Raw genomic sequence first — 21,954 nt, forward strand, 5'->3', positions numbered from 1 at the left:
GGCCCGAGAACGATCATGGCTGACTACGACATCATCGTCATCGGCTCCGGTCCCGGCGGCTACATCGCCGCCATCCGGGCGGCGCAGCTCGGCTTCCGGACCGCGATCGTCGAGCGCGAGCACCTCGCCGGCATCTGCTCGAACTGGGGCTGCATCCCGACCAAGGCGCTGCTGCGCTCGGCCGAGATCCTGCATTACGGCCAGCACGCCAAGGATTACGGGCTGGTGCTGGAAGGCTCGTTCAAGGCCGATCTGGAGGCCATCGTGAAACGTTCGCGCGGCATCGCCGCGCGGATGAACAACGGCGTCCAGTTCCTGATGAAGAAGAACAAGGTCGACGTGATCTGGGGCGAGGCGGTGCTGACCAAGCCCGGCACGATCACCGTCGCGCCGACGAAGAAGCCGGCGATGCAGCCGCAGGTGCCGCCGCCCAAGAACGCCAAGGGCGAGGGCACCTACACCGCCGACCACATCATCGTCGCGACCGGCGCCCGGCCGCGCGCGCTGCCCGGGATCGAGCCGGACGGCAAGCTGATCTGGACCTATTTCGAGTCGATGGTTCCGGCGAAGATGCCGAAATCGCTCCTGGTGATGGGTTCGGGCGCCATCGGTATCGAGTTCGCCTCCTTCTACCGGACGATGGGCGTCGAGGTGACGGTGGTCGAGGTGATGCCGCAGGTCGTTCCCGTCGAGGATGCCGAGATCGGCGCCTTCGCCCGCAAGGCCTTCGAGAAGCAGGGCATCAAGATCCTGACCTCGGCCAAGGTCACCAAGGTCGAGAAGGGCGCGGACAGCGTCACGGCCCATATCGAGGACGAGAAGGGGGCTAAGCAGACCATCACCGCCGAGCGGATGATCTCGGCCGTCGGTGTCGTCGGCAACATCGAGAATCTCGGGCTGGAAGCGCTCGGCGTGAAGACCGATCGCGGCTGCATCGTCATCGACGATTTCTGCCGCACCAATGTGAAGGGGCTCTATGCCATCGGCGACGTCGCCGGCCCGCCGATGCTCGCCCACAAGGCCGAGCATGAGGCAGTGATCTGCGTCGAGGCGATCAAGGGCCTGCATCCGCATCCGATGGACAAGGCGATGATCCCGGGCTGCACCTATTGCCACCCGCAGATCGCCAGCGTCGGCCTGACCGAGGCGAAGGCCAAGGCGGCCGGGCACGAGATCAAGGTCGGGCGCTTCAACTTCGTCGCCAACGGCAAGGCCGTCGCGCTGGGCGAGGATTCCGGCCTCGCCAAGACGATCTTCGATGCCAGGACCGGCAAGCTGCTCGGCGCCCACCTCGTCGGCCCCGAAGTCACCGAGCTGATCCAGGGCTTCGTCGTCGCGATGAACCTCGAGACGACCGAGGAAGAGCTGATGCACACCGTCTTCCCGCATCCGACCCTGTCGGAGGTGATGAAGGAAAGCGTGCTCGACGCCTATGGCAAGGTGCTGAACGCCTGATCAGCCGCCGCCTCGCGAGCCCGGAAGACGTGGCGTCCCGGGGGGCGGGGCGAGTCCCATGCCGAATGGAGAGGTCGACGATGGGTGTTGCCCTGCTTTTCCGCGGCATGGCCCACAACAATGCCTGGGCCAACCACCGGCTGCTTAGCGCCTGCGCCGGACTTTCACAGGATGAGTTCATCGCCCCGCGGACAGGGTTCTTCCCGAGCCTGCGGGCGACACTGAACCATATCCTCGTCATCGACCGGTTCTATATCGATGCGATGGAGGGCGGCCGGCTCGGGCCGGACGCCTGGGCCGATCCTGAGCCCTGCACGGATGTTGCGGCGCTGCGGCAGGCGCAAGGCGACATCGACCGGAGGCTGATCGCCATCGTCGAGCAGGCTGGCGAAGCCGGCTTCGACCGCATCGTGTCGGTTCACCGTCGCAGCCACATCCAGCGCGAGCGACTGGGCCGCCTGCTCCTGCATCTTGTCCAGCACCAGATCCACCATCGCGGGCAGGCGCATGCGATGCTGAGCGGCACATCGGTGGCGCCGCCGCAGCTCGACGAGTTCTATTCGGTGGGAGAAGCGCCCCTGCGTGCGGCCGAGTTCGCCGAACTCGGCTGGACGGAGGAGGGCGTCTGGGGGCAGGCGGCCGCCGCCCCCTAGCTCAGGCGGCGAGCCCGCCCTGCGAGCTTGCATCGCCGCGCAGGGCATTGCGGAGCCGATAGGCGAGCGCGACCGGCTTGGGGAAGCGCTTGCGGCAGAAGGCGATCTTGCGGACATAGGTCTCGATGCGCCAGGTCGCCCAGGTGCCGCCTGCGAAATAGCCGATATCGCCGGTGCGCAGCACGCGCTCGGAGCCGTCCGCCGCCGTGACATGCACCTCGCCCTCGAGGATCACGACCGTCTCGTCCCAGTCGAAGTACCAGCGGAAGGTGCCGGCCGAGCAATCCCAGACCGCCGTGCTCGCCGCGTCGTCTCCGGCGCGCGAATGCAGGGCCACCCGCGCCTGCGGGTCACCGGCCAGGACCCATGAGGGCTCGATGGGCGCCGCCTTCATTTCGAGATCGCCGAGGGCATGGGCGACCAGAGGAGGCTGCTCGGGAGCGGCAGCGACGGCAGGCATCTGGCGCAGCATCGTGGCGGCAGCGCTGGCGATCATGAATTTGAGCGACATGGGTCCTCCTTGAGCCAAAGCCCTCATAGGATGCCGGCGTGAAGGTGCGCTTTCGGGAATGGACTGCATTTGAGCGATCGGCCACCATTGGCGCCAGCCTCGATAAAACAGGGGACAACCGGCGCGAAAGGGCTTGAACAAATCAAGAACATGATTGATCGTGGGGCGTCGGGCGCGTAGGGTCCCGCACCGGTCGCAAGACCGTTTCGTGATGAAGTGCGCAGGAAGGGAAGCCGCCATGGCTGGCAGCGTCAACAAGGTCATTCTGGTCGGCAATCTCGGGCGCGACCCTGAAGTGCGCCGCCTCGGCAGCGGCGAGCCGGTCGTCAACCTGCGCATCGCCACCTCGGAGACCTGGCGCGACAAGCAGTCGGGCGAGCGCAAGGAGCGCACCGAGTGGCACTCCGTGGTGATCTTCAACGAGAACCTCGCCAAGGTGGCCGAGCAGTATCTCAAGAAGGGCTCGAAGGTTTACATCGAGGGCCAGCTCCAGACCCGGAAATGGCAGGACCAGTCAGGCGTCGAGAAGTACACGACCGAGATCGTGCTCCAGCGCTTCCGCGGCGAGCTGACCATTCTCGACAGCCGCCAGAGCGGCGGGAGCGAGGAATATGGCGAGGGCTCGGGCGGCGGTTATGGCGAGGAGCGCTCGGGCGGAGCCGGCGGCTCCTTCGGCCGGCAGGGCGCGATGGGCGGTAGCGGTGGCTCGCGCCAGCCAGCCATGTCGAGCGGCGGCGGACGTTCATCCTCCAGCCATCTCGACGACGACATCCCGTTCTAGGATCAGTTGGGACGGTCTACGCCGTCAGAGTATCGCGATCGCAGACGGTAGTGTGCGTCATCGTTCGGCCGGCTGCGCCGGCTGCCGAGGTGAGGAGGCGCGGCACCATGTTCGAGGCGCGCAGCATCGAGACAGGCGACAAGGCGGTATTCTATCGCGAACTCGCTGCCCAGCTCGAAGCGCTTCTCCATGGCGAGACCGACGCGGTCGCCAATGCCGCCAACACTGCCGCGCTGCTTTACCAGACGATGCCGGATCTGAACTGGGCCGGCTTCTATTTCATGCGTGATGGGGAGCTGGTGCTGGGTCCGTTCCAGGGCAAGCCGGCCTGCGTGCGCATTCCTGTCGGCAAGGGTGTCTGCGGCGCGGCCGTCGCGCGGCGCAGGACGATGCTGATCGAGGATGTTCACGCCTTTCCCGGGCATATCGCCTGCGATGCCGCCTCGCGCTCGGAACTCGTCGTGCCGTTGCCAGGCCCTGACGGCGTCATCGGCGTCATCGATCTCGACAGCCCGTCGCCTGCGCGTTTCGACGAGGCGGACCGCGTCGGAATCGAGCGGATCGCGGCGCTCTACCTCGTCGGCTGCGGCGTTGTGGCGCTGACCTGACCCGTGCCGTCGCTGCTCCTGCGGATCGACCTCGACCCGGCCGGCCGTATCGGCCCCGGCAAGATCGAGCTTCTCGAGAAGATCGAGGCGCTCGGTTCGATCTCGGCCGCAGGCCGGGCGATGGCGATGTCCTACCGGCGCGCCTGGGAACTGGTCGAGGAATTGAACGCCCTGTTCGGCAAGCCGGTGGTCGAGCGACAGGTCGGCGGCCGCAATGGCGGAGGCGCCAGGCTGACCGCGCTCGGCCGCAGGCTCGTCGAGCACTTCCGCGCGATCGAGGCCGCGGTGGCGCTGGCCGCCGGCGAGCATCTGGCGGCGCTGCAAGCCGAGATCACCCCGACCGAACCTGTCTGAGTCGGCTGCCCGTCCCGGCGCGCCCAAGCCCCCCGGCACGGCTCGCGAAGCGGGCCTCCGTGGTGATGCCACGCCCCTTTCGCACCCCCTCATCGTGCGCGGTCGGGGCCGCCAGGGAATGCGAGGGGTTGACAGAGCGAGCTGATTCCAACACTGGGTTTGGCATACAAGCCATTGATAATGCTTGTATTTTTTAATTATTCCAATGTGGAAGACCACCATCGCCTTCGAATGGCCAGGCCGTCCGGTTTCTCGCCGGGGACCTGCCCGAGGGGCGGCGGGCCGGAGCCAGGGCGCTTCGGAGAATGGGACTTGTCAGGATGAGCGTGCTTCGTTCGGCCATCGTCGCGATTGGCCTCGTGATCCTTCCCTTATCGGCCGGGCAGGCCCAGACGCAGCTGCAGACCGCGCCACCGGCGGGCGCCGCAGCGCCGAGCAACCCGGTGCCGCAAGCCCTGCCTGGGATGGGCATCGCCCCGCCCAGCACCGCGCATCCCGCGTTCTCGGCGGAGGCACCTGCGCCAGCAGCGCCGCCGGCCGCGGCCGCGACAGCCGTCCTGCCGCACGATCTGTCGCCGTGGGGCATGTTCATGGCCGCCGACATCGTCGTGAAGGCGGTGATGATCGGGCTCGCCTTCGCCTCCCTCGTCACCTGGACGATCTGGCTTGCCAAGGCGATGGAACTGGCCGCGGCCAAGACCGCCGCGACGCGCGCGTTGCGCCGGCTGGAACAGGCGGACAGCCTTCAGGCCGCGGCGCAGGCGATGCAGGCCAGGAGAGGGCGGCTGAGCGGGGCGGTGGGCAACCTTGTTTCGTCCGCGCTCGACGAAGCGCGGCGCTCAGCCGATCTCGGCACGGACGGCACCAAGGAACGCGCTGCCATTGCCCTGTCGCGGGTCGAGGCCCGGGCCGGGCGCAACATGGCGCGCGGAACCGGCCTGCTGGCGACGATCGGCTCGACGGCGCCCTTCGTCGGCCTGTTCGGCACGGTCTGGGGCATCATGAACTCCTTCATCGGCATCAGCCAGGCCAAGACCACCAACCTCGCCGTCGTCGCGCCCGGCATCGCCGAGGCGCTGCTGGCGACGGCGATCGGGCTCGTCGCGGCAATCCCGGCCGTGATCATCTACAACGTCTTCGCCCGTGCCATCACCGGCTATCGGGCGACGCTGTCGGATGCGTCGGGGGAAATCCTGCGGCATCTCTCGCGCGATCTGGAGCGCCGGCAGCGTGGCGGCGCGGTCCCGCCCCGCATCGCGGCGGAGTGAGCCATGGCCGTCTCGCTCAAGGAACCGCAGGACGGCGAGCTCGGCGAAGTGGCCGATATCAACGTCACGCCCTTCATCGACGTCATCCTGGTGCTTCTGATCATCTTCATGGTGGCGGCGCCGCTCTCGACGGTCGATGTCGCGGTCGACCTGCCGGTCTCCAATGCGCAGCCTCAGCCGCGGCCGGACACGCCGGTGTTCCTGACCGTGAAGGGCGACCTCTCCCTGGCGCTGGGCAATGACGCCGTGCCGCGCGAGGCGCTGCAGGCGACGCTCGACCAGCGCACGAACCACGACCGCGAGCAGCGCGTCTTCCTGCGCGCCGACGGCGCCGTCTCCTATCGCGATCTGATGGAGGTGATGAACCAGTTGCGCAGCGCCGGCTATCTCAAGATCGCGCTGGTCGGGCTGGAGGATACGGGCCAAGGCGCGGCGGGAACCAGGCCGTGAGTGCGGGCCGCACCACGACGCTCGATCGCTATGGCCTCGCGACGCTGCGCTGGGGGCTGGCGGCATTGCTGGTCGCGGGCGCGCATGGCGGCGCCGGCTGGGCGATCGCGACCTGGCAGCGCGCCGAAGCCGCGCCCGGCGCACCGTCGGCGGCGGTCATGATCGAGCTCGCGCCTCTGGCCGTCGCGCCCGAGATGCCGCAGCAGGATCTTGCGCCGGGGCCCGAGACGGTCGAGGCGCAGCCCGAACCACAGCCGCCGAAGCCCACCGACCCGCCGAAGGAGATGGAGCCTCCGCCGCCGGAGGAGGAGCCGGAGCCTGTCGCGGTGCCGGAACCTGAGATCAAGATCCCCGAGCTGCCGCCGCTGCCCGATGCCGCCGCGACCCTCGCGCCGCCGCCGAAGCAGGAGCCACCACCGCCGCCGAAGAAGATCGAGCGCAAGCCTCTGCCCAAGCCGAAGGTCGTCGAGCGGAAGAAGCCGATCAATCCCGACAAGCCCCGCGCCGAACGCACCTCCGCCCCGGCCGCGCAGGCGCAGATCGCCGAGCGGGCGGCTGCGCCCGCCTCGGGAGCCTCCTCGGCCTCGCCGGCGGCTGCCGCGAGCTGGCGCGGATCGCTGATCGCGCATCTCAACCGCTTCAAGCGCTTCCCGAGCGGGGCCGCCCCCGGTACGGTTCAGGTCGCCTTCAGCATCGACAGGGCCGGGCGCGTCACCTCGGCGCGGCTCGTGCGCGGTTCGGGCGATGCGGCGCTGGACGAGGAAGCCGTCGCGATGATCCGCCGTGCGAGCCCCGTCCCCGCGCCGCCGGAAGGGCTGGGCGGCGGCGGGGCGGTTTCGCTGGCCGTGCCGATCCGCTTCTCGCGCTGACGTCGTTCGCACTGGTTGCCTGCCGCGTCCGCTCGCGCGAAAACGGACGAACCGCCTGCGACGCCAGCGGTTGATCGGGAATGGGCGCAGATAGGAGAATCACCATGGTGGCACCGAAACTCGCTGCGGCGCTCCTGATCGGCCTGGCCTGCAGCGGCTGCGTCACGACCGAGGATCTGCGGGCCGCCGACGAGGCGCGTTGCCGCAGCTACGGTTTCCGCGTCCCGAGCGAAGCCTTTTCCAACTGCCTGCTCCAGCTCGATCTGGACCGCTCCGCCGAGCGGCGCGCCCGGTTCGACCGCATCGATGCCGGCTTCGGCGGGCCGCCCTGGTATGGCTGGCGGCGCTGGTAAGAGCGCACGATCGCTCCGACAAGAAAAAAGGGCCGCGCAGAGCGCAGCCCAAGTCTAGGGAGGAAACGCCCAAGGAGGGCGACGCAACATCTCTGCTGCGCTGCGATATAGATAGGCCTGAAAACGTTTTCCCGCAAGGGCAAAAGGGAAGCAAGACTGACCTGTTTTATAGCCAGACGAAGAGACGCGAATTCAACGGCTTACCTCTCAGTCTCGACAGATATGATGGTTTCTTAGGCAGCGTCGCCCCGGCCGCCGCGACCACGAGGCGGTCGCAGGCCTGGCCGCGCCGCATTCGCCTTGCAGGCGCCTACGAAAAGGCCGCCGGAACTCAGGCTCCGACGGCCCTGTTACCTGAATGCGCGGATACCATGCGGAGCCGTCGGGTCGCTCCGGATGGGGACTGCGCTCAGCCGAGAGACATCGTCAGCGGCGGCTTCACCTCGGGCGGCAGCGGGGAGGTGTAGCCCTCCTTGCCGAGGCGCGACTTGTGATCCGCCTTGGCGGCTTCCATCAACTTGGGATCGCTCAGGACAGCCGCGCCGGTCGCGGCCATCGCCTTGGCGACATGGACCATCGCCTTGTGAGCGGCGGGCTGCTTGCCCTGGGCCACCACCTGCCAGGTGTGGAAGGGGGTGCCCATCGCGACAGTCGGCGCATGGGCCTGGACCGTCGGAACGGCCCAGCTGACATCGCCGATATCGGTCGAGCCGATGGCGGGGTTGCGCTTGGCGTCACGCGGCACGAGGAAGTCTGCGAGCGGCGCGCCGGTGTCGGTCATGCCGACCGTACGCCAGATCGCGGCGATGTCCTGAGGCGAAAGCGTCTTGCGGATTTCCTCGGCGAAAGCCTTGTCGGCGTCGTCGAAATGCGGCGGGCCGAGATCCTCCATCACCCTGTGCATTGCCTCCTCGAGCGGGGTGTTGGCGACAAGGTCGGAGACGGCGCTGACGATGCGCATCTCCATCTTGGTTTCCGTCATCAAAGCCGCGCCTTCGGCGATCTTCTTCACGCGCTGGACGAGCTCCAGCATGCCGCGCAGATCACGCGCGCGGATCGAATAGCGCACGCGGGCATGGGCCTGCACGACGTTGGGGGCGATGCCGCCGGTATCGAGCAGGGCATAGTGGACGCGTGCATCGGACGGCATGTGCTCGCGCATGTAGTTCACGCCGACATTCATCAGCTCGACGGCGTCGAGCGCCGAGCGGCCGAGATGCGGCGCGGCAGCGGCATGCGAGGCGCGGCCGGTGAAGACGAAATCGGCACGGGTGTTGGCGAGCGCCAGCGCCGGCGCCACCTCCCAGAAGCTCGACGGATGCCAGGAGATCGCGACATCGGCGTCGTCGAAGGCGCCGGCGCGGACCATGAAGGCCTTGGCGGCGCCACCTTCCTCGGCCGGGCAGCCATAATAGCGCACGCGGCCGGGGATCTTGTTCTCGGCCAGCCAATCCTTCATCGCCACGGCGGCGAGCAGGGCGGCCGAGCCGAGCAGGTTGTGGCCGCAGCCATGGCCATGGCCGCCGGTCTCGATCTCCTTGTGCGAAGCAATGCCGGCCTCCTGCGACAGGCCGGGCAGGGCGTCGTACTCGCCGAGAAAGGCGATGACCGGGCCGCCTTCGCCCGCCTCGCCGATCACGGCGGTCGGAATGTCCGCGACGTTCTCGGTGATGCGGAAGCCATGATGCTTCAGCTCGGCGACATGCTCGGCGACCGAGCGCTTCTCGGTGTAGCACACCTCGGGCATGCCCCAGACCCGGTCGCTGAGCGCGATCAGGCGCTCCTTGTTCGCGTCGACATGCCGCCAAAGATCGTTTCGATTGTCCATGCTCGTTCCACTGGCGCCCGGCCGGTCACCGGCGAGCCGCCATCCTCGTTGTGAGATCGATCCGCCGGGCGCCGGCGGCGCGGGCGGACGCGGCATAAGAGCAATCCCAGCCGCCCGCGTCCACCGCGCAGGCGCATGACGGAGCGGCGTCTCAGGCCTTGTCCCGCATGGCGGGCGCAGCGGCGAAATCGGCCAGGATGGGGCAATCGGGCCGATGGTCGCCATGGCAATGCGCCGCAAGGTGCCGCAGCGTGTCGGCCATCGCCTGCAGTTCGGCGGCCTTGGCCTCCAGATCGCGGATATGGTCCGTGGCCAGCTTCTTGACGTCGGCGCTGGCGCGGCTGCGGTCGTGCCACAAGGCGAGCAGCTCGCGCGTTTCCTCCAGCGAGAAGCCGAGGTCGCGGGCGCGGCGGATGAAGCGCAGCGTATGCACCTCGTCCTCGGCATAGACGCGATACTGGGACGCCGTACGCGCGGCTGGCGCGATCAGCCCGATGCTCTCGTAATAGCGGATCATCTTGGCGCTGACGCCCGAGCGCGCCGAGGCTTCGCCGATATTCATCTCACGACTCCACCTTGAAGCGCCTGAGCCTTAGCGCGTTGGCGAGCACGCTCACGCTCGACATCGCCATGGCGAGCCCTGCGAAAACCGGCGACAGCAGGATGCCGAAGGCGGGGTAGAGCAAGCCGGCCGCAACCGGGATCAGCACCGCATTGTAGCCGAAGGCCCAGCCGAGATTCTGGTGGATATTGGCGATCGTCGCCTTTGAGAGCGCGATCGCGCGCGGCACGCCCATGACGTCGCCGGACATCAGCACGACGTCGGCGCTCTCGATCGCGATGTCGGTTCCGGTGCCGATGGCGATGCCGACATCGGCCTGGGCCAGCGCCGGGGCATCGTTGATGCCGTCCCCGACGAAGGCCACTTTGGCACCGCCCTTCTGGAGGTCCCTGACGACCTGGGCCTTGTCGGTCGGCAGCACCTCTGCGCGGACGTCGTCGATGCCGAGCCGGCGGGCGATGGCCGCGGCCGTGCGCCGGTCGTCGCCCGTCACCATCGCGACCTTCAGGCCGAGCCCGTGCAAGGCTGCGATGGCGGCCGGCGAGGTGTCCTTGATCGCATCGGCAACGGCGATGATCGCCGCGAACCGGCCATCGATCGCGGCATAGAGCGGGGTCTTTGCGGCTTCCGCCAGGGACTGCGCCCGGCCCGAGAAAGAGGCGATCTCGACGCCGATCCGCTCCATCAGCCGCGGGCCGCCGATGGCGACGGACCTGCCTTCGATCATGGCGGTGACGCCGCGACCGGCATCGCTGGCGAAATCCGCCGGGTCGCTCAGGGCGAGGCGCTTCTCCCGGGCGGCGGCGACGATCGCGAGCGCCAGCGGATGCTCCGAGCGGCTCTCCGCGGAGGCGACGAGCCACAACACCTCATCCGCCTCGAAACCTTCCGCCGGCTCGAGATCGGTCAGCTCGGGCCGGCCCCTGGTGAGCGTGCCGGTCTTGTCGAGCGCGACGACCTGAACGTCCTTCAGCGCCTGCAAGGCATCGCCCTGCCGGAACAGGATGCCGAGCTCGGCACCCCGGCCGGTCCCGACCATGATCGAGGTCGGCGTCGCCAGACCCATCGCGCAGGGACAGGCGATGATCAACACCGCGACGGCATTGACCAGCGCATAGGAGAGGGCAGGGCTCGGCCCCAGCAGAAGCCAGGCGAGGAATGTCAGGGCCGAGAGCGCCATGACGGCCGGCACGAACCAGAGCGTGATGCGGTCGACCGCGGCCTGGATCGGGAGCTTGGTCCCCTGTGCAGCCTGCACCGTGCGCACGATCTGCGCGAGCAGCGTGTCGGAACCGACCTTGCGCGCAGTGAAGCTGAGCGCGCCCGAGCCGTTGACCGTGCCGCCGGTCACCACACTCCCGGCTTCCTTGCGGACCGGGGCAGGCTCGCCGGTCAGCATCGATTCGTCCACGAAGGAGGTCCCGTCGATGACCTCGCCATCAACGGGCACCCGCTCGCCGGGCCGCAGGACCACCGTGTCGCCGGGCTTGACCGCCTCGACCGGGATGTCGGCCTCCGTGCCGTCCCGCAGGATGCGCGCCGTCTTCGGCTGGAGCGCGATCAGGCTGCGGATCGCTGCGCCGGTGCGGCCCTTGGCGCGTGCCTCGAACCAGCGGCCGAGCAGGATCAGCGTGACGATGACGGCACCCGATTCGAAATAGGTCAGCGCCGTACCGTCCGGCAGCAGGCCGGGCCAGAAGGTCGCGATGCTGGAGGAGAGCCATGCGGCCCCTGCGCCGAGCATCACCAGCGTGTTCATGTCGGGAGCGCCGCGCAGCAGGGCGGGAAAACCCTTGCGCAGGAACACCAGTCCCGGCCCGAACAGCACGATGCTGGCGAGCACGAAGGAGAAGACGCGCAGATTGCGCTCGCCGAAGGTCTCGGCGAGCCCGTGATGAAGGGCAGGGACCATGTGGCCGCCCATCTCGATCACCAGCAGGGGAACCGTGAGGATCGCCGCAACAGCGACCGAGCGCAGAAGCCTGGCCTGCTCGTCCTGCTTCGCCATGGCCGCAGGGTCATGGCCATCCGCAGCGCGCCCGTCATCGGGTGCGACAGGTTTTGCCTCGTAGCCGGCCTTTGCCACCGCCGCGACGAGAGCGGGAACGAGGTCGCCACCGGCAAGCGCCGTCACGCTGGCCTGTTCGGTCGCGAGGTTGACGTTGGCGTCGATCACGCCCGGCACTGCGCGCAGGGCCTTTTCGACATGTCCGACGCAGGACGCGCAGGTCATGCCCGAGACCGAGAGCTCGACCCTCTGCTGCTCAGGCTCATAGCCTGCCTGCCGCACGGCCTCTCCGATCCGGGCCACGGTCTCGCCGCCCGCAGCGTCGCGCCCGGAGAAGCGGATCTGCGCGCGCTCGGTCGCGAGGTTGACCGAAACCGTATCGACGCCGGGCACGGCCGCGATGGCGCGCTCGACCCGGCCGACGCAGCCCGCGCAGGACATCCCGCCCACCGCCATGTCGAGCGTCGCGAGCCCGCTTCCGTTCTTGTCGATCACCGCCATCGCCGTCTCCACTACCGTGATGACGGCTCATATGGGGATTCCCATCATGGGAAGGTCAAGGGCATCGTGAGGCTGGTTGTGCGTTTCCGCCGGGAGGCCTGTCAGGCGTCTCGATCGAGACGCCCTTGATGATGGCGTGGACCGGCGTGCCGAGGTCGAGGCCGAGGCTGGAGACCGACTTCGCCGTCAGCCGCACGGCCAGCATCTGGCGCCCGCACGCGACCCTAAGATGCACCGCGCTGCCCCCCGCGCCGGTGCGCTCGCCGATCTCGGCGACGGTGCCGGGCAGGGCGTTGAGCGCGCTCGTTCCCGTTGGCGTGGCGAGGCTGAGCATCACGTCGCTTGCCATGATCCGCACGCGCAGCCCTTGGCCGGCCACCAGGCTGCCGCGCCCGACCAGCAGCTCGCCCGCCGGCGTCGCCAGCCGGGCCAGGCCGAACGGCTCGTCGAAGCCGAGGACTTCGGCGGGCAGGAGCGTGCTCGCCTCCGGCGCGCCGGGCCGGCCAGCAAGATCGATCCGAGAGAGAATGTCCGCCGTCGGGCCGCAGGCGACGATCCGGCCGGCCTCGACGAGCGCAACGGTGTTCGCGAGCCGGGCGACCTCCGCCATTGCATGTGAGACATAGACGATGGGGATTCCGGCTTCGTCACGCAGCCTTTCGAGATAGGGCAGGATTTCGGCCTTGCGCGCCTCGTCGAGCGACGCCAGCGGCTCGTCCATCAGCAAGAGGCGCGGCTGGGCGAGCAGGGCCCGGCCGATGGCGACGCGCTGCTTCTCGCCGCCCGAGAGGGCGCCCGGCCGGCGCCTTAGCAGATGGCCGATGCCGAGCAGGTCCAGTACCTTGTCCAGTTCGGCCGGCCTGCGAACGGCCCGCGGCACGAACCAGTGGCCGAAGAGCAGGTTCTGCCGAACGGTCAGATGCGGAAACAGCCGCGCTTCCTGGAAGATATAGCCGATCCGGCGCCGATGCGGCCGCACGAATCTGCCGGCTTCGACATCGACCAGGGTCTCCCCCTCTATCCGGACATGGCCGGCATCCGGTCGGATCAGCCCGCCGATCACGTTGACGAGCGAGCTCTTGCCGGCTCCGGAGGGACCGAACAGCGCGGTCACGCGGCTCTGCGATTGCAGCGCGGCGTCGAGCGTGAAGCCGCCCAGCCTGTGGCTCACGGCAATATCCAGGATCGGCGCCGTCATGTCGTGGCGATCCGGCGCCCGACGAGCCGCGCCAGCGCCTCCGACAGGATCAGGGCGGCGACCGAAATCGCGATCGAGATCAGCGTCAGCCGCATCGCGCCGCTCTCGCCGCCTGGCACCTGGGTCAAGGTGTAGATGGCCGAGGGCAGGGTCTGGGTTTCGCCCGGGATGTTGGAGACGAAGGTGATGGTCGCGCCGAACTCGCCCATCGCCTTGGCGAAGCAAAGGACCATGCCGGCGACGATGCCGGGCAGGCACAAGGGCAGGGTCACCACGAGGAAGACCCAGGCGGTGTTGGCACCGAGCGTCCCGGCGGCAGCCTCCAGCCTGCGATCGACCGCCTCGATCGAAAGCCGCATCGCCCGGACCATCAACGGAAAGCCCATCACGGCGCAGGCCAGGGCCGCGCCCGTCCAGCGGAAGGAGAGGGTGATGCCGAACCCGTCATGGAGAAGCTGGCCGATCGGCCCGCGCCGCCCGAAGCCGATCAGCAGAAGATAGCCGGTGACGACAGGCGGCAGGATCAGGGGCAGGTGGACCAGCGCATCGAGCAGCGTCTTGCCCCAGAAGCGCCCGCGCGCCAGCAGCAAGGCGACGGCGAGCCCGATGGGCAGGCTCGCGAGCGTCGCCATGGTCGCGACGAGCAGGCTCAGCCGCACCGCCGACCATTCCTCGGGCGTCAGCCAGTCAGTCAAGCCCGTCGGCTCACGATGACGAGGCTGGCTTGTTCAGCACGGTGAAGCCCTGCTTCTCGAAGACGGATCTCGCGCCCGATCCCCGAAGATAGCCGAGGAAAGCCTGCGCGTCCGGATGGGCCGACTCCTTCGTGAGAGCGACCGGATACACCACCGGCGGATGGGACCCCTCCGGGAAGGTGCCGACGATCCTGACCTGCGGGTCCGCTGCGGCGTCGGTGGCGTAGACGATGCCGAGCGGGGCCTCGCCGCGCGAGACCAGCAGCAGCGCCGCCCGGACATTGTCAGCCTGCGCGATCCTGCCCTTGACCTTGTCCCAGGCCCCGAGCTTTTCCAGCGCGGCCTTGCCGTATTTGCCGGCCGGGACCGATTGGACATTGCCCATCGCCAGGCGGCCCGCGCCGAGCGCGGCCGCCAGATCGACGCCCGGCTTGAGCTCGATGGTCTTGGGCGGATCCTTCGGCGCGATCAGGACGATGCGGTTGGCGAGCAGGCTGACGCGCGTCGCGGGCCGGATCAGGTCCTTGCTGGCCGCATAGTCCATCCAGTCGAGATCGGCGGAGATGAACAGATCCGCCGGAGCCCCGCTTTCGATCTGCCTGGCGAGGGCGTTGCTGGCCGCGTAGGAGATTTTCGGTGCAGGCTTGCCGGTGTCCCTGGCCCAGGCCGCCGCGATCTCGTCGAGCGCGGTCTTCATGCTCGCGGCCGCGAAAATGACCATATCCTTGCCGGCGGCCTGAGCGGATCCGGCCGCCCGGCCGAAGCTCAGAGCTCCGGCGACACCCCCCGCAAGCAGCATACGACGATCCATGCCAGCCTCCGGCGCTCGTTGTATCCGATTGGATACAACGAGCGTGGCAGCGCGGAGGCGAGGGAGTCAATATCGATGCGTTGCCCTCGCCCTCGCGCCCGCCGATCGCATTTCCCAGGCAGACCCTTGCCAATCCCGTTCAGGCTGGGCATTGAACGCGAGCCGGAAGGGTGGCCGAGTGGTTTAAGGCAGCGGTCTTGAAAACCGCCGTGGGTGCAAGCCCACCGTGGGTTCGAATCCCACCCCTTCCGCCACTAACGCCTCTAAAACCCCTACAGACATTCGTTGATCGGCCTGCCGATCATTCTGGCGCCTCGACTCTCACCCCAGAGCTGAGCCCTATAGGGGGCTTAGCGTTGCGGCGCAGCATCGGTTCCTCGATCCAGGTCCGCATCGCGGAAGCAGACATTACGGTCGTGTCCCGTAACGCGGTGTAGCTGAGGGTGGGCATCGCGATTGCCGGTTGGGTTCGGGTTGCGAACGCCACCCCCTGAACCGAGCCAACCCCGATGACCGACGAGCTGATGAACTGCGCGGTCTGCTGGAGAAGAGCCCCGATGCCGATCTTCTGCGCGAGATGATCGGCTTTGCCGCGCAGCGCCTGATGAAGCTGGAGATCGGCGGCCTGACCGGCACCGGTTTTGGCGAGTGGAGCACGGAGCGCCTGGCGCAGCGCAACGGTTGTCGCAAGCGCGACAGGGAGGCGCGCGCGGGCACCGTCGAACTGCGCATCCCCAAGCCGAGGAAGGGCAGCTGCTTTCCGGGCTTCCTCGCGCCCCGCCGCATGGCCGAGAAGGTGCTGGCGGCGGTGATTCAGGAAGCCTACATCCAAGGCGCCTTAACCCGCTCGGTCGACGATCTGGTCAAGGCGATGGGGATGAGCGGCATCTCGAAGAGCCAGGTCAGCCGGCTCTGCGAGGAGATCGACGAGCGGGTCCGGGCCTTCCTCGACCTGCGGAGAGAGACCTACATTGCGTGAGAGGGTGCATAGTGGGCGGACAAGTAAGAACCATACCTCGTGTCGAGTCGGGGAATACGTCGCTCCGCGCTCACATGGGGTATGAAACGGGCGCCCGCCGGGCTGGACGACGCTTCCTGTAATGCCGAGGATTTGATGGACCAGACCGTCATCAAGAACCGGACCTTCGACGAGTTGGCGATCGGCGAGAGCGCTTCGCTCGTGCGCATCGTCGGGCGCGACGACATCAACCTGTTTGCGGCAGTCTCCGGCGACGAGAACCCGGCCCATCTCGACGCCGTCTTCGCCGCGACGGATCTCTTCGGCCATATCGTCGCCCATGGCATGTGGACCGCGGCGCTCGTCTCGGCTGTGCTGGGCACCCGGCTGCCCGGGCCTGGCACGATCTATCTCGGCCAGGATCTGCGCTTCCGCAAGCCGGTCGCGCCCGGCGACACCATCACAGCCACCGTGAGCGTGCAGGAGAAGCGGCCGGAGAAGCGCATCGTCCTGCTCGACACACGCTGCACCAACCAGCGCGGCGAGGAGGTCCTGACCGGCACGGCGACGGTGATCGCGCCCGCTCACGCGATCGAATGGCCCCGCATGAAGCTGCCCGAAGTCTCGCTGCGGCGGCACGACCGTTATGAGAGCTTCGTCCAGGATGCGCGCGCCCTGCCGATGATCCAGGCCGCCATCGTCCATCCCTGTTCGCCGGAATCGATCCTGGCGGCCGTCGAAATCCGAGACGAGGGCTTGCTGGAGCCCTTGCTGATCGGGCCCGAGGCGAGGATTCGTGCCGCCGCCGAGGCAGCGCAGGTCTCGCTGGACGGCATCACCATCGAGTCGGTCGAGCACAGCCATGCAGCCGCGGCGCGGGCCGTCGAGCTTGCGGCGTCCGGCAGGGTCACGGTTCTGATGAAGGGCAGCCTGCACAGCGATGAACTGCTTGCCGCCGTGGTTGCATCGGGCTCGGGCCTGCGCACCGAACGGCGCATCAGCCATGTCTACGCTATGAGCGTGCCTGCCTATCCCAAGCCGCTGATCGTGACCGACGCGGCGATCAACATTCAGCCGACGCTGGAGCAGAAGCGCGACATCTGCCAGAACGCGATCGACCTCCTGCACCTGCTTGGCATGGCGCAGCCGCTGGTCGCCGTGCTTGCCGCGGTGGAGACGGTCAACCCGCAGATGCCCTCCACGCTCGACGCCGCCGCGCTGACCGTGATGGCGGCGCGCGGCCAGATCACAGGCGCGCGCGTCGATGGCCCGCTCGCCTTCGACAACGCGATCAGCCCCGACGCCGCAAGGACCAAGGGCATCGTGTCGCCTGTCGCCGGACAGGCCGACATCCTGCTCGTGCCGGATCTCGAAGCGGGCAATATGCTGGCCAAGCAGCTGATTTATTTCGCCGGGGCGGATGCGGCAGGCCTGGTGCTCGGCGCGCGGGTGCCGATCATCCTGACCAGCCGCTCGGACTCGCTGAAGACCCGCATTGCCTCGGCGGCGCTGGCCAAGCTCGTCGCCGCAAGGCGCGGACCGAGAAAGGCTTCCACATGACCGGCAAGCTGCTGATCACCTTCAACGCCGGCTCCTCCACGGTGAAGATCGGTCTCTTCGCGCTGAGTCCCAAGGGCGCGCAGCGAGTCGGCAAGGGCATGATCGATTTTCGCCGCGCGCCGCTGCGCTTCACGCTCAGCGAGGGGCCCGACACCTTCGACATCGCGCTGGAGGCGGAAGCCGGCAACGAACTCCACGAGGTGGTGAGCGAGGCTTTCTCCCGCCTCTCCTGGCACTTCGATATTGGCAGCGTCGCCGCCATCGGCCACCGCGTCGTGCATGGTGGCGACGGCTTCGCCGGGCCTGTCCGGCTGGACGACGATGCGATCGCCGCCATTGATGCCCTGACCCCGCTGGCGCCGCTGCACCAGCCGCAGGGCCTGCGCCTGATCCGGGCGCTTCGGCATCTGCGTCCGCAACTGCCGCAGACAGTCTCCTTCGACACGGCCTTCCATCGCGGCCATGCCGATGTCGTGCGCCGCTTCGCGATCCCGCGCGCGCTGCACGACGAGGGCATCAAGCGCTACGGCTTTCACGGCCTGTCCTACAAATTCATCGCGGCCGAACTCGCGCGGCGCGAGCCGACGCTTGCAGGGTCAAAAGTCGTCGTGGCCCATCTCGGCAGCGGCGCCAGCCTGTGCGGGCTCGACGGCGGCATCAGCCGCGACACCAGCATGGGGTTTTCCGCCCTCGATGGCGTGCCGATGGCGACACGCTGCGGCGCGATCGATCCCGGCGTGCTGCTGCATCTGATCGGGACGCAAGGACGCCGCGTCAAGGATGTCGAGGATATGCTCTACCGCCAGTCGGGCCTGCTCGGCGTCTCCGGCATCAGCGCCGACAGCCGCGAATTGCTGGAGAGCGAGCGCCCGGAGGCAAGTCAGGCTCTCGACCTCTTCACCTTCCGCATCGCCGGCGAGATCGCCAGGCTGGCGACGACCTTGGGTGGACTCGATGCGATTGTCTTCACCGCCGGCGTCGGCGAGAACCAGCCGCGGATTCGGGCCGATGTGAGCGCGCGCCTGGCCTGGCTCGGCCTGACGCTGGACGAGACCGCCAATGCGGCCAATGCCGGCACAATCAGCGGCGCATCCAGCCGGATCCGCGCTTTGACCATCCCGACCGACGAAGAGCAGGTGATCGCGGACGAAGCCCTGTCTGTTCTCGGCCGCGAAGGATCAAGCTCATGAGCCCCATCGTCGATCTTTCCGGCAAGCGCGGCCTCGTCGTCGGCATCGCCAACGAGCACAGCATCGCGGCCGGCTGCGCCACGGCCTTCCGGCAGGCAGGGGCCGAACTCGCCATCACCTATCTCAACGAGAAGGCTCTTCCCTTCGTGCAACCCGTGGCCGAGGCCCTGGAGGCTGCGATCGTCGTACCCTGCGACGTGCGCATTCAAGGCCAAGTCGAGGCGGTGTTCGCGCGCCTGCAACAGGATTGGGGCCGGCTCGACTTCCTGCTGCACTCGATCGCCTTCGCCCCGCGCGAGGATCTGCAGACCAGCCTCGTCAACTGTTCGGCGGAGGGTTTTGCCCTGGCGATGGACGTCTCCTGCCATTCCTTCATCCGCATGGCGAAGCTCGCCGCGCCGCTGATGGGCGAGGGCGGCGCTCTGCTGACGGTCAGCTTCTACGGCGCCGACCGCGTCGTCGAGAACTACAACCTGATGGGGCCGGTGAAGGCCGCGCTGGAATCGAGCGTGCGCTATCTCGCTGCCGATCTGGCCGGCCAGAGGATCCGCGCCAACACGATCTCGGCCGGCGCCATCAAGACCCGCGCCGCCTCGGGCATCGGCCGCTTCGACGAACTGCTCGACAAGGTGCGTGAGCGCACGCCGGCCCGGCGCCTGGTCGGCATCGAGGATGTCGGCCGCGTTGCGGCCTTCCTCGCCAGCGAAGCGGGCAGCTCGCTCACCGGCTCGGTCGTCTATGCCGATGGCGGGTTCCATACGATCGCCTGATGGAACCATCCGGCGCGACGCCGCTTCCGCCTTGACCGACCCCGGTTTGTTTGATCGACCAACACGCGGAGCAGCCTGATGTCCGGAGACCATGCCGAAGCCCTGGCGACACGATCGCCGGCTCTGACGCCGGCCACGCTTGACCTGATGGATGGGTGGTGGCGCGCCGCCAACTACCTCTCCGTCGCGCAGATCTATCTGCTCGACAACCCGCTGCTGCGCGAACCGCTCAGGATCGAGCACGTCAAGCCGCGCCTGCTCGGCCATTGGGGCACGACTCCGGGGTTGAACTTCATCTATCTCCACCTCAACCGCGTCATCAGGGCGCGGGATGTCGACGTCCTCTACATTGCCGGCCCCGGCCATGGCGCGCCGGGCGTGGTCGCGAGCACCTATCTCGAAGGCACCTATAGCGAGATCTATCCCGACATCTCGCAGGATGATGAGGGGCTGCGGCGCTTCGTGCGGCAGTTCTCGTTTCCCGGCGGCATTCCCAGCCATGCCGCGCCCGAGACCCCCGGCTCGATCCATGAGGGGGGCGAACTCGGCTACGCGCTGGCGCATGCCTTTGGGGCGGTGCTCGACAATCCCGATCTGATCGCGGCTTGCGTCATCGGCGACGGCGAGGCCGAAACCGGGCCGCTCGCGGCGTCCTGGCATTCCAACAAGTTCCTCAACCCGGCCACGGACGGCGCCGTCCTGCCGATCCTCCACCTCAACGGCTACAAGATCGCCAACCCGACCGTGCTGTCGCGCATTCCCGCCGACGAACTCGCGGCGCTGCTGCGCGGCTATGGCTACGCCCCGCTCTTCGTCGAGGGCGACGAGCCCGAGGCGATGCATCAGGCGATGGCGGCCGCCCTCGACGAGGCCTTCGCCGGGATCGCGGCGATTCAGAAGGCGGCGCGCGAGGACGGCGCCACCCTGCGGCCGCGCTGGCCGATGATCGTGCTGCGCAGCCCGAAGGGCTGGACCGGGCCCAAGACCGTCGACGGGCTGAAGAGCGAGGGCTTCTGGCGCTCGCATCAGGTGCCGTTCAGCGACATGTCCAAGCCGGAACACCTGCAACTGCTCGAAGACTGGCTGCGGAGCTATCGCCCCGAGGAGCTTTTCGACGAGACCGGCCGCCTGCAGCCCGAAATCGCGAGCCTGGCTCCTTCCGGCGACAAGCGCATGAGCGCCAACCGGCACGCCAATGGCGGGGCTTTGCGCAAGCCGCTGCGGATGCCGGACTTCACGGCCCATGCCGTGCCCGTCTCGCAGCCCGGCGAGAACACGGCCGCGGCGACGCTGGTGATGGGCGGGTTCCTGCGCGACGTCATGAAAGCCAACGAGGCCAGCGCCAACTTCCGGGTCTTCGGCCCCGACGAGACGGCCTCGAACCGCCTGCAGGCGCTGTTCGAGGTGACGGGCAGGGCCTGGAACGCCGAAACGCTTCCAGAAGATACGAATCTGGCCCTGGACGGCCGCGTCATGGAGGTCCTGAGCGAGCATCTCTGCCAGGGCTGGCTCGAAGGCTATCTCCTGACCGGGCGGCACGGCCTGTTCTCCTGCTACGAGGCCTTCATCCACATCGTCGATTCGATGTTCAACCAGCATGCGAAATGGCTGAAGACGGCCAAGGAGGTGCCGTGGCGCCGGCCGATCGCCTCGCTGAACTACCTTCTGACCTCCCATGTCTGGCAGCAGGACCATAACGGCTTCAGCCATCAGGACCCCGGCTTCATCGACCATGTCGTCAACAAGAAGGCGGATATCGTGCGGGTCTATCTCCCGCCCGACGCCAACACCCTGCTCCACGTCACCGACCATTGCCTGAGGAGCTGGGACCGGATCAACGTCATCGTCGCCGGCAAGGCGCCGGCGCCGCAATGGCTCGACATGGATGCGGCGATCAAGCACTGCAGCCAGGGCATCGGCATTTGGGAATGGGCGAGCAATGACCGTGGCGGCGAGCCGGACGTCGTCATGGCCTGCGCCGGCGATGTGCCGACCCTGGAAACCCTCGCGGCCGTCACCTTGCTGCGCGAGCATCTTCCCGATCTGAAAGTGCGCGTCGTCAACGTCGTCGACCTGATGACGCTACAGCCGCGATCGCAGCATCCGCACGGCCTCGCCGACGCCGATTTCGACGCGCTCTTCACCACCGACAAGCCAGTGATCTTCGCCTATCACGGCTATCCCTGGCTGATCCACCGCCTCGCCTACAAGCGAGCCAACCATGCCAACATGCATGTGCGCGGCTACGAAGAGGAGGGCTCGACGACGACGACCTTCGACATGGTCGTGCGCAACCGGCTGGATCGCTTCCACCTCGTCGCCGACGTCATCGACCGCGTGCCGACGCTCGGCGCGGCCGCCGTCTACGTCAAGCAGGAGATCCGCGACAAGCTGATCGAGCATGGGCGCTATATCCGCGAGCACGGCGTCGACATGCCCGAGGTGCGGGAATGGCGCTGGGCGGAGCGTGCCTAAGCGCTCGTCCGGGTCACTCCCCGCAAGCGAAACCGAGGAACGTCGTTGCGTTGAACGAAGCGGCCGGGTTAAGGGGTCTGCATCGATCGGACCCGG

General features: G+C 68.0%; 20 protein-coding genes, 1 tRNA gene, 1 pseudogene and 1 other annotated feature (1 of these 23 cut by a window edge). Of the genes and pseudogenes, 15 read left to right on the forward strand and 7 right to left on the reverse strand.

Features of this window, described 5'->3' with window-relative positions; all coding sequences use genetic code 11:
- Positions 1 to 15: 15 nt before the first annotated feature.
- Both lpdA and BW981_RS08005 read left to right on the forward strand, forming a co-directional pair.
- Positions 16 to 1,455, forward strand: a complete 1,440-nt coding sequence (lpdA, locus tag BW981_RS08000; RefSeq protein WP_076437955.1) for a dihydrolipoyl dehydrogenase — start codon at positions 16 to 18, stop codon at positions 1,453 to 1,455.
- An 80-nt stretch (positions 1,456 to 1,535) separates the two neighbouring features.
- Positions 1,536 to 2,108, forward strand: coding sequence for a DinB family protein (locus tag BW981_RS08005; RefSeq protein ID WP_076438358.1), 573 nt, complete (start codon positions 1,536 to 1,538; stop codon positions 2,106 to 2,108).
- Between the two features lies 1 nt (position 2,109).
- Here BW981_RS08005 and BW981_RS08010 read toward each other — a convergent pair whose 3' ends face one another.
- Entirely contained in the window at positions 2,110 to 2,619 is a 510-nt protein-coding gene (locus BW981_RS08010) for a cupin domain-containing protein (protein WP_076437957.1), read from the reverse strand.
- A gap of 238 nt (positions 2,620 to 2,857) precedes the next feature.
- Between BW981_RS08010 and ssb the strand changes: the two genes are divergently transcribed.
- The 7 genes from ssb (at position 2,858) to BW981_RS08045 (ending at position 7,302) form a co-directional block, all read left to right on the forward strand.
- A complete protein-coding gene (gene ssb / locus BW981_RS08015) occupies positions 2,858 to 3,400 on the forward strand; it encodes a single-stranded DNA-binding protein (RefSeq protein WP_076437959.1) in 543 nt (180 codons plus the stop codon).
- Positions 3,401 to 3,507: 107 nt separating this feature from the next.
- Positions 3,508 to 4,008 carry a GAF domain-containing protein gene (locus BW981_RS08020; RefSeq protein WP_076437961.1) on the forward strand — a complete coding sequence of 167 codons (501 nt, stop codon included), beginning with the start codon at positions 3,508 to 3,510 and terminating at the stop codon, positions 4,006 to 4,008.
- A 3-nt stretch (positions 4,009 to 4,011) separates the two neighbouring features.
- A complete protein-coding gene (locus tag BW981_RS08025) occupies positions 4,012 to 4,362 on the forward strand; it encodes a winged helix-turn-helix domain-containing protein (RefSeq protein WP_076437963.1) in 351 nt (116 codons plus the stop codon).
- Positions 4,363 to 4,682: 320 nt separating this feature from the next.
- Positions 4,683 to 5,630, forward strand: a complete 948-nt coding sequence (exbB, locus tag BW981_RS08030; RefSeq protein WP_175624080.1) for a tonB-system energizer ExbB — start codon at positions 4,683 to 4,685, stop codon at positions 5,628 to 5,630.
- Positions 5,631 to 5,633: 3 nt separating this feature from the next.
- Positions 5,634 to 6,080: a TonB system transport protein ExbD gene (gene exbD, locus BW981_RS08035; protein ID WP_076437966.1), complete on the forward strand. Its 447-nt coding sequence runs from the start codon at positions 5,634 to 5,636 to the stop codon at positions 6,078 to 6,080.
- On the forward strand, positions 6,077 to 6,949 hold the full coding sequence (locus tag BW981_RS08040; RefSeq protein ID WP_076437968.1) for an energy transducer TonB family protein: 873 nt from the start codon (positions 6,077 to 6,079) through the stop codon (positions 6,947 to 6,949). Before exbD ends, BW981_RS08040 begins: the two co-directional genes overlap by 4 nt.
- Before the next feature lie 104 nt (positions 6,950 to 7,053).
- Entirely contained in the window at positions 7,054 to 7,302 is a 249-nt protein-coding gene (locus BW981_RS08045; RefSeq protein WP_076437970.1) for a hypothetical protein, read from the forward strand.
- 409 nt (positions 7,303 to 7,711) lie between these two features.
- On the opposite strand, the gene BW981_RS08050 is transcribed toward BW981_RS08045, so the two are convergent.
- The 6 genes from BW981_RS08050 to modA all read right to left on the reverse strand — a co-directional run bounded on the left by BW981_RS08050 (position 7,712) and on the right by modA (position 14,905).
- Complete coding sequence (locus BW981_RS08050; protein ID WP_076437972.1) at positions 7,712 to 9,130, reverse strand: M20 family metallopeptidase; 1,419 nt, start codon at positions 9,128 to 9,130, stop codon at positions 7,712 to 7,714.
- A 151-nt stretch (positions 9,131 to 9,281) separates the two neighbouring features.
- The gene (gene cueR, locus BW981_RS08055) at positions 9,282 to 9,692 is read right to left on the reverse strand and encodes a Cu(I)-responsive transcriptional regulator (RefSeq protein WP_076437974.1); all 411 of its coding nucleotides are present in this window, start codon (positions 9,690 to 9,692) and stop codon (positions 9,282 to 9,284) included.
- A 1-nt stretch (position 9,693) separates the two neighbouring features.
- On the reverse strand, positions 9,694 to 12,201 hold the full coding sequence (locus BW981_RS08060; RefSeq protein ID WP_076438360.1) for a heavy metal translocating P-type ATPase: 2,508 nt from the start codon (positions 12,199 to 12,201) through the stop codon (positions 9,694 to 9,696).
- Between the two features lie 55 nt (positions 12,202 to 12,256).
- Positions 12,257 to 13,399 (reverse strand): molybdenum ABC transporter ATP-binding protein, encoded by a 1,143-nt coding sequence (gene modC / locus BW981_RS08065; RefSeq protein WP_175624081.1) that lies wholly within the window; start codon positions 13,397 to 13,399, stop codon positions 12,257 to 12,259.
- Positions 13,396 to 14,094 (reverse strand): molybdate ABC transporter permease subunit, encoded by a 699-nt coding sequence (modB, locus tag BW981_RS08070; RefSeq protein WP_076437976.1) that lies wholly within the window; start codon positions 14,092 to 14,094, stop codon positions 13,396 to 13,398. Before modB ends, modC begins: the two co-directional genes overlap by 4 nt.
- Positions 14,095 to 14,104: 10 nt before the next feature.
- A complete protein-coding gene (modA, locus tag BW981_RS08075; protein ID WP_076437978.1) occupies positions 14,105 to 14,905 on the reverse strand; it encodes a molybdate ABC transporter substrate-binding protein in 801 nt (266 codons plus the stop codon).
- Positions 14,906 to 15,069: 164 nt separating this feature from the next.
- On the opposite strand from modA, the gene BW981_RS08080 reads away from it, so the two are divergent.
- The 6 genes and pseudogenes from BW981_RS08080 (at position 15,070) to BW981_RS08105 (ending at position 21,858) form a co-directional block, all read left to right on the forward strand.
- Positions 15,070 to 15,159 (forward strand) — tRNA-Ser (locus BW981_RS08080).
- Between the two features lie 323 nt (positions 15,160 to 15,482).
- Positions 15,483 to 15,854 (forward strand): annotated as a pseudogene (locus BW981_RS08085) (transposase); the annotation flags it as partial.
- A 165-nt stretch (positions 15,855 to 16,019) separates the two neighbouring features.
- On the forward strand, positions 16,020 to 17,423 hold the full coding sequence (locus tag BW981_RS08090) for a bifunctional enoyl-CoA hydratase/phosphate acetyltransferase (RefSeq protein WP_076437980.1): 1,404 nt from the start codon (positions 16,020 to 16,022) through the stop codon (positions 17,421 to 17,423).
- Positions 17,420 to 18,613, forward strand: coding sequence for an acetate/propionate family kinase (locus BW981_RS08095; protein ID WP_076437982.1), 1,194 nt, complete (start codon positions 17,420 to 17,422; stop codon positions 18,611 to 18,613). Before BW981_RS08090 ends, BW981_RS08095 begins: the two co-directional genes overlap by 4 nt.
- Entirely contained in the window at positions 18,610 to 19,383 is a 774-nt protein-coding gene (gene fabI, locus BW981_RS08100) for an enoyl-ACP reductase FabI (RefSeq protein ID WP_076437984.1), read from the forward strand. Before BW981_RS08095 ends, fabI begins: the two co-directional genes overlap by 4 nt.
- A gap of 78 nt (positions 19,384 to 19,461) precedes the next feature.
- Complete coding sequence (locus BW981_RS08105) at positions 19,462 to 21,858, forward strand: phosphoketolase family protein (RefSeq protein WP_076437985.1); 2,397 nt, start codon at positions 19,462 to 19,464, stop codon at positions 21,856 to 21,858.
- A gap of 85 nt (positions 21,859 to 21,943) precedes the next feature.
- Positions 21,944 to 21,954: a sequence feature (sul1 is cis-regulatory element that is thought to sense ions involved in sulfur or methionine metabolism; They are found in Alphaproteobacteria), on the forward strand; it runs 45 nt beyond the window's last position.

Source organism: Allobosea sp. TND4EK4, from assembly GCF_900156025.1.
GTDB lineage: Bacteria > Pseudomonadota > Alphaproteobacteria > Rhizobiales > Beijerinckiaceae > Allobosea.

Bases quoted from the DNA above. Each gene is read 5' to 3' on its own strand.
- lpdA (WP_076437955.1), top strand. From the start codon at position 16: ATGGCTGACTACGACATCATCGTCATCGGCTCCGGTCCCGGCGGCTAC.
- BW981_RS08005 (WP_076438358.1), top strand. From the start codon at position 1,536: ATGGGTGTTGCCCTGCTTTTCCGCGGCATGGCCCACAACAATGCCTGG.
- BW981_RS08010 (WP_076437957.1), bottom strand. From the start codon at position 2,619: ATGTCGCTCAAATTCATGATCGCCAGCGCTGCCGCCACGATGCTGCGC.
- ssb (WP_076437959.1), top strand. From the start codon at position 2,858: ATGGCTGGCAGCGTCAACAAGGTCATTCTGGTCGGCAATCTCGGGCGC.
- BW981_RS08020 (WP_076437961.1), top strand. From the start codon at position 3,508: ATGTTCGAGGCGCGCAGCATCGAGACAGGCGACAAGGCGGTATTCTAT.
- exbB (WP_175624080.1), top strand. From the start codon at position 4,683: ATGAGCGTGCTTCGTTCGGCCATCGTCGCGATTGGCCTCGTGATCCTT.
- exbD (WP_076437966.1), top strand. From the start codon at position 5,634: ATGGCCGTCTCGCTCAAGGAACCGCAGGACGGCGAGCTCGGCGAAGTG.
- BW981_RS08045 (WP_076437970.1), top strand. From the start codon at position 7,054: ATGGTGGCACCGAAACTCGCTGCGGCGCTCCTGATCGGCCTGGCCTGC.
- BW981_RS08050 (WP_076437972.1), bottom strand. From the start codon at position 9,130: ATGGACAATCGAAACGATCTTTGGCGGCATGTCGACGCGAACAAGGAG.
- cueR (WP_076437974.1), bottom strand. From the start codon at position 9,692: ATGAATATCGGCGAAGCCTCGGCGCGCTCGGGCGTCAGCGCCAAGATG.
- BW981_RS08060 (WP_076438360.1), bottom strand. From the start codon at position 12,201: ATGGCGGTGATCGACAAGAACGGAAGCGGGCTCGCGACGCTCGACATG.
- modC (WP_175624081.1), bottom strand. From the start codon at position 13,399: ATGACGGCGCCGATCCTGGATATTGCCGTGAGCCACAGGCTGGGCGGC.
- modA (WP_076437978.1), bottom strand. From the start codon at position 14,905: ATGGATCGTCGTATGCTGCTTGCGGGGGGTGTCGCCGGAGCTCTGAGC.
- BW981_RS08090 (WP_076437980.1), top strand. From the start codon at position 16,020: ATGGACCAGACCGTCATCAAGAACCGGACCTTCGACGAGTTGGCGATC.
- BW981_RS08095 (WP_076437982.1), top strand. From the start codon at position 17,420: ATGACCGGCAAGCTGCTGATCACCTTCAACGCCGGCTCCTCCACGGTG.
- fabI (WP_076437984.1), top strand. From the start codon at position 18,610: ATGAGCCCCATCGTCGATCTTTCCGGCAAGCGCGGCCTCGTCGTCGGC.
- BW981_RS08105 (WP_076437985.1), top strand. From the start codon at position 19,462: ATGTCCGGAGACCATGCCGAAGCCCTGGCGACACGATCGCCGGCTCTG.